The sequence below is a fragment of the Brevundimonas sp. genome, assembly GCF_031082345.1.
In the GTDB taxonomy this organism is placed as follows: Bacteria; Pseudomonadota; Alphaproteobacteria; order Caulobacterales; family Caulobacteraceae; genus Brevundimonas.
In genome coordinates, this window is sequence record NZ_JAVHLH010000181.1 from 1 (window position 1) to 5,966 (window position 5,966).

Annotated in this window: 8 protein-coding genes; 6 read left to right on the forward strand and 2 right to left on the reverse strand. The window is 69.1% G+C overall.

Translation table 11 applies throughout. The features are described from left to right. Positions 1-211 precede the first annotated feature (211 nt). Genes mce through RDU12_RS11480 form a run of 6 tightly spaced genes read left to right on the forward strand, consistent with a single transcriptional unit; the run spans position 212 to position 4,688 of the window. On the forward strand, positions 212-637 hold the full coding sequence (mce, locus tag RDU12_RS11455; RefSeq protein WP_300291912.1) for a methylmalonyl-CoA epimerase: 426 nt from the start codon (positions 212-214) through the stop codon (positions 635-637). Continuing rightward, a complete protein-coding gene (locus RDU12_RS11460; protein WP_308684690.1) occupies positions 637-906 on the forward strand; it encodes a DUF1467 family protein in 270 nt (89 codons plus the stop codon). Before mce ends, RDU12_RS11460 begins: the two co-directional genes overlap by 1 nt. Positions 907-910: 4 nt before the next feature. Continuing rightward, the gene (locus RDU12_RS11465) at positions 911-1,279 is read left to right on the forward strand and encodes a DUF3088 family protein (RefSeq protein WP_300291914.1); all 369 of its coding nucleotides are present in this window, start codon (positions 911-913) and stop codon (positions 1,277-1,279) included. A 58-nt stretch (positions 1,280-1,337) separates the two neighbouring features. Continuing rightward, positions 1,338-2,654: a proline--tRNA ligase gene (gene proS / locus RDU12_RS11470; protein WP_300291916.1), complete on the forward strand. Its 1,317-nt coding sequence runs from the start codon at positions 1,338-1,340 to the stop codon at positions 2,652-2,654. Next, entirely contained in the window at positions 2,651-3,955 is a 1,305-nt protein-coding gene (locus tag RDU12_RS11475; RefSeq protein WP_300291918.1) for a lipoprotein-releasing ABC transporter permease subunit, read from the forward strand. The genes proS and RDU12_RS11475 overlap by 4 nt, the downstream gene beginning before the upstream one ends. Further along, entirely contained in the window at positions 3,948-4,688 is a 741-nt protein-coding gene (locus RDU12_RS11480; protein WP_308684693.1) for an ABC transporter ATP-binding protein, read from the forward strand. Before RDU12_RS11475 ends, RDU12_RS11480 begins: the two co-directional genes overlap by 8 nt. Before the next feature lie 196 nt (positions 4,689-4,884). Here the strand turns inward: RDU12_RS11480 and RDU12_RS11485 are convergent, their stop codons facing one another. Together RDU12_RS11485 and RDU12_RS11490 are read right to left on the reverse strand one after the other, a co-directional pair. Further along, positions 4,885-5,343 carry a hypothetical protein gene (locus tag RDU12_RS11485; protein ID WP_300290847.1) on the reverse strand — a complete coding sequence of 153 codons (459 nt, stop codon included), beginning with the start codon at positions 5,341-5,343 and terminating at the stop codon, positions 4,885-4,887. A gap of 99 nt (positions 5,344-5,442) precedes the next feature. After that, positions 5,443-5,559 carry a hypothetical protein gene (locus RDU12_RS11490; RefSeq protein ID WP_298744394.1) on the reverse strand — a complete coding sequence of 39 codons (117 nt, stop codon included), beginning with the start codon at positions 5,557-5,559 and terminating at the stop codon, positions 5,443-5,445. Positions 5,560-5,966 lie beyond the last annotated feature (407 nt).

Sequence of the window (5,966 nt, forward strand, 5' to 3'; positions counted from 1 at the left end):
GACCCCGAAGGCCAGCGGCCGCCCGGGGCCGAACTCGGCCGTCCGCCCGCCGGGGCGACCGGCTTGCGGGTGCAGGCGCTGCGCTGGTCGTCCGGCGGGCGGACGGCCGAGTTCGGCCCCGGGCGGCCGCTGGCCTTCGGGGTCGTTCAGGACTGAAGGGTCGCACCGGGCCGGCCTTCTCCCGCGCCGTCGGAACGGCTAAGTCCTCTCCATGATCGGAAGACTGAACCACGTCGGCGTCGCCACCCCCTCCATAGAGGCCAGCGTCGCCCTGTACCGCGACCTGCTCGGCGCGACGAAGGCGCACGCGCCCTTCGACCTCCCGGCCCAGGGCGTGCGCGTCTGCTTCATCGACCTGCCCAACAGCCAGATCGAGCTGATCGAGCCGCTCGGCGACGACTCGCCGATCCACGGCTTCCTGGCGAAGAACCCGAAGGGCGGACAGCATCACGTCTGTTTCGAGGTCGAGGACATCCTCGCCGCCCGCGACGCCCTCAGGGCGAAGGGGGCGACCATCCTCGGCACGGGCGAGCCGCGCATCGGCGCCCACGGCACGCCGATCATCTTCGTCCACCCCAGGGACATGGGCGGGGTGCTGGTCGAACTGATGGAAACCCCGAAAGACGGAGCGCACTGATGGACATGCCGATCGGGCCCGTCACCATGCTGGCCATCTACATCGTCTGCTGGTGGGTCGTGCTCTTCGCCGTCCTGCCGCTGGGCATGTCCCAGGGCGCGCAGGAGCGTCCGACCGACGGGGCCCAGTGGGGCGCGCCGGCCGAGCCCCGGCTGAAGCGGAAATTCATCACCACCAGCTGGGTCTCGCTGATCGTCTGGGCCGTGGTCATGGTCCTGATCTTCATCGGCTGGATGCCCCTGCCGGACCTCGCCCCGCCCGGAAGCTGACGCCATGACCGACCGACTGTTCGTGCTCAATCCGGACTGGACCGACGACGAGGGCGGGCCGTGGTTCTGTCCGGCCGGCGCCTTCGTCGAGGGCGTGCTGGCCTTCTATCCGGCTCTCAAGTCCCATCTCGACATCACCCGTCTGGACCACCCCCGTCCGCGCCTGCCGGTGATCGCCCTGGTCGGCGAGGATCACCAGTCCTGCCCGATCCTGATCCTCGACGGCGAGTTCGACTGGCCGGCGGCAGACCATCGAAAGCACCGGCCGCCGCTTCCTCCAGGATCACGCCATCATCCCCTATCTCGCCGCCCGATACGGCGTCGGCCGGCCGCATCCGTGAGGCAATCTGTGCGTTTGACGCGGACCGCCTAGCTTTCGCCCCGCCCGAGCGGCTAAAGCGGTGACTTACCTCTGTCTCCGGATTCCGCCCATGCGCCTGTCGCGCTACTTCCTGCCCACGCTCAAAGAAGCGCCCTCGGACGCCCAGATCGTCTCGCACCAGCTGATGCTGCGCGCCGGCCTGATCCGCCAGGAGGCGGCGGGCATCTACGCCTGGCTGCCGCTGGGCCTGCGCGTGTTGCGCAAGATCGAGCAGATCGTGCGCGAGGAGATGAACCGCGCCGGCGCCATCGAAATCCTGATGCCGACCCTGCAACTGGCCGATCTGTGGCGTGAGAGCGGCCGCTACGACGACTACGGCGACGAGATGCTGCGCATCAAGGACCGTCACGACCGCGACCTGCTCTTCGGCCCCACAGCCGAGGAGGTCGTGACCGAGATCTTCCGGGCCTATGTGAAGAGCTACAAGGCCCTGCCGCTGAACCTCTACAACATCCAATGGAAGTTCCGCGACGAGCGTCGCCCGCGCTTCGGCGTCATGCGCGGCCGCGAGTTCCTGATGAAGGACGCCTACAGCTTCGACATCGACGAGGCCGCCGCGCGCAAATCCTACAACCGGATGTTCGTGGCCTATCTCAACACCTTCGCCCGCATGGGTCTGAAGGCGGTGCCGATGAAGGCCGATCCGGGCCCGATCGGCGGCGATCTCAGCCACGAGTTCATCGTCCTGGCCGACACCGGCGAGAGCGAGGTCTTCTGCGACCGCAAGCTGGTCGAGATGCCGGCCCCCGGCGGCGACGTCGACTGGGATGACCTGCAGGCCGTGGTTGACGGGCGCACCGCCCTGTACGCCGCGACCGAGGACATGCACGACGCCGCCCGCTTCGAGCGCGAGACCGCCGAGGGCGACCGCCTGTCGGCCCGCGGCATCGAGGTCGGCCACATCTTCTATTTCGGCACCAAATATTCGGCCCCGATGAAGGCGAAGGTCGCCGGGCCAGACGGCAAGGATGTCGAGATCCACGGCGGCTCCTACGGCGTCGGCGTGTCGCGTCTGCTGGGCGCCATCATCGAGGCCGGCCACGACGAGTCTGGCATCATCTGGCCCGACGCCGTGGCCCCGTTCGACGTCGTCGTCATCAACCTGCGCAGCAGCGACGCGGCCTGCTCCGCCGCCTGCGAGGACGCGGTCGCCAAACTCGAGGCCGCCGGCAAGGAGGTGCTCTACGACGACACCGACGAGCGGCCGGGCGGCAAATTCGCCACCGCCGACCTGATCGGCATTCCGTGGCAGCTGACCATCGGGCCCAAGGGCCTCGCCGACGGCGTCGTCGAGCTCAAGCGCCGCGCCACCGGCGAGAAAATCTCCGTTCCCCTGGACGAAGCCATGGCGAGGCTGACCGCATGACGGACGCGACGGCGCCCGCCCGCCCGACCAAACCGGCCGGCCCCTTCTCGGCCTGGGAGTTCGGCCTCGCCCTGCGCTATCTGCGGGCCCGGCGGCGCGAGGGCGGCATCGCCCTGATCGCCATCATCTCCTACGTCGCCATCGCCCTCGCGGTCATGGCCCTGATCGTGGTGATGAGCATCATGGCCGGCTTCCGCAACGAGCTGCTGGACCGGATGCTGTCCTTCAACGGCCACATGTACGTCCAGGGCCAGGTGCTGGTCTCGCCCGACCGCGACGCCGCCCTCGAACGCATCGCCGCCGTGCCCGGCGTGGTCAGCGTCACCCCCCTGACCGAAAGCCAGAGCATCGTCCGCGCCGCCGGCGTGACCACCGGCGCCATGGTCCGCGGCATCCGCCCCGGCGACCTCGGGTCCATGGCCTATGTCAACAACAGCCTCAGCGACGAGGCGCGCCGCTCGTTCGGTCAGGGCCCCTACGGCGGCGACAACATTCTGATCGGCAAGGCCCTGGCCGACGGCATGGGCCTGGGCGTCGGCGACCCGATCACCCTCTATTCGCCCACCGGCGCCGACAGCGCCTTCGGCAACCTCGGCGGGCTGGAGAAGACCTACCGCGTCGGCGGCACCTTCAGCTCCGGCACCGCCGACTTCGACCGCGCCTTCATCTTCATGCCGCTGGAGCAGGCCCAGCTGTTCTTCGCCAAGGAGGGCGTCTGGGACGTCATCGAGCTCAAGGTCGCCGAGCCCGACCGCGTCGGCGACCTTCTGGTCCCGGTGCGCGAGGCCGCAGGCCGCAGCGCCATCGTCAGCGACTGGCGCGACCGCCTCGCCGCCTTCTGGGGCGCGCTCAAGGTCGAGCGGGTGGCCATGAGCATCATCCTCGGCCTCGTCGTCGCCATCGCCGCCCTGAACATCATCTCCGGCATCGTCATGCTGGTGAAGAACAAGACCCGCGACATCGCCATCCTGCGCACCGTCGGAGCCAGCCAGATGTCCATGCTGCGCATCTTCTTCATCTCCGGCGCCGCCATCGGCGTGGCGGGCACCGTCACCGGCCTCGTGCTCGGCCTGCTGTTCTGCCTCAACATCGGCGCCATTCAGCATTTCCTCGAGGCCCTGTTCCAGGTCCAGCTGTTCGACGCCGACGTCTACATGCTCGAGTCCATCCCGGCCGAGGTCGACCCGATGGACGTCCTCTGGGTCACCCTGTGGTCGGTGTTCATGTCCTGCGTGGCCAGCCTGCTGCCCTCGTGGCGCGCCGCCAAGATGGATCCCGTGGAGGCCCTGCGCTATGAGTAAGGCCCCCAAGACGGCCGCCCGCGCCGGGGCCGGGGTCGCGCCCGTGCTCTCGGTCCGCGGCGTCACCCGCACCTATCAGTCCGCCGCCGGTCCCCTGACCGTGCTCAAGGGCGTCGATCTCGACCTGATGCCCGGCGAGGTGGTCGGCCTGATCGGCCCGTCGGGCTCCGGCAAGTCGTCCCTGCTGCACGCCGCCGGCCTGCTGGAGCGCCCCACGTCCGGCGAGATCCGCATCGACGGCCGGGACGTCGGCGACCTGCCCGAGCGCGCCCGCACCCACATCCGCCTTGCCAGCATCGGCTTCGTCTACCAGTTCCACCATCTGCTGGCCGAGTTCGACGCCCGCGACAACGTCGCCCTGCCGCTGCGCATCGCCGGCGTCGGCCAGGCCGAGGCCCGCGCCCGCGCCGCCGAGGTTCTGACCGCCCTGGGCCTGGGCGAGCGCCTGACCCACCAGCCGGCCCAGATGTCGGGCGGGGAGCAGCAGCGCGTCGCTGTGGCCCGCGCCTTGGCCAACCGGCCGCGCCTGCTGCTGGCCGACGAGCCGACCGGCAACCTCGACCCGGCCACCAGCCAGACCGTGTTCGAGGCCCTGCACCGCCTGGTCAAGGACACCGGCGTCGCCGCCCTGATCGCCACCCACAACATGGAGCTGGCCGGTCACATGGACCGCGTCTTCGCCCTCAAGGACGGCCACCTCGAGGAACGCCCGGCCGAGAGCCACGAATACTAGGACTAAAAAATCCGCTCATCCCGGCGACCCGAAGGGCGGCGCGTAGCAGCCAAAGCCGGGACCCAGTCCTGTCCAGCAGGCGTCTATGTTTCGGGACTTGCGGCTCGCCCGCTATACCGCCGGCCCGTCACCCAAAGCTCTGGGTCCCGGCTTTCGCCGGGATGAGCGGAGCGGGGATGGTCGCCGACCGCCCCGATCACCCCGAGCTGATCGTCCGCATCAGCGTCGCGGCGTTGATCTGGAAGGCCACCACGGTCTGGGCCACATTGATCAGGGTCAGCAGCACGAACTCGGTGTTGGCGAACATGCTGAAACCCGCCACGCCGGACGCGCCCAGGGTGAACAGCACGATCTGCACCACGGCCACCAGACCGATCAGCAGGGCTTCGTTGATCTGGTTCACCCCCGGCTTGGACACCTTGAGCTGTTCGGCCATGGCGACGATGGCCGCGGCGAGCATCAGGATCTCGACCCACGCCAGCTTGTAGCCATTGATGTCGAACAGGATCGCCCGCGGGTCCTTGAAGATCAGCTGGCCGGCGATGAACAGGATCAGGATAAGAACGAAGCCGGGCAGGAACCGGAACAGACCGCCGTTGTCGCGGTGCCCCTTGTCGTTCCGCCCCACGACGGCGGCCTCCGCTACCTCATCCATGGTTCGCCCTCCCGATGGTTAACGCCCGAAGCTACGCGGTTCCGGCGCGGAGGCGCAAGGCCGCTCGCGGGGCAGGGGAGGTGCGGCAGGGAGCGCCCGCTATTTCTTGCCCGGAACCTGGGTGAAGGGCGAGGTGCCCACCGACACGGCCGGCTTGGGCTTCTCCGCCTTCGGTTTGCGGATTTCCTTGTTGCTGCGTGCTTGACCCTTGGCCATGACCGTCATCCCGCGACGCCGGCCGCCGGAAGGGCGGGTGACTGGCGGCGTCGTCCGCCCTTGTACGCCACCACCGGCCGAAAGGCCGCATCCAATCATCGGGGCATTCGCCGGCTCGAGGCTTGAGATATTGCAGTTCGGTGTTTCGGGAAACCGGTGTAGCGTACCGCCTTGGTTGTGCGTTCCCTTCGTGGGCGTGTCACATCGCGACCCCGGCGCACCGCTCATTCCGTTCGTCTTCGCCGGACGTAAACAGGCTCCGGGAGGGGCGCGCCATGTCTCGCATTGCCGTTATTGGACTGACCGCCGTCATCCTCACCGCCTGCGGGCCTGCGGATCAGACGCCGGCCGCCGGATCCGCCGCGCCGACCCCGGCGCAGGCGGTCACGCCCGCGGCGGAGCCGCCG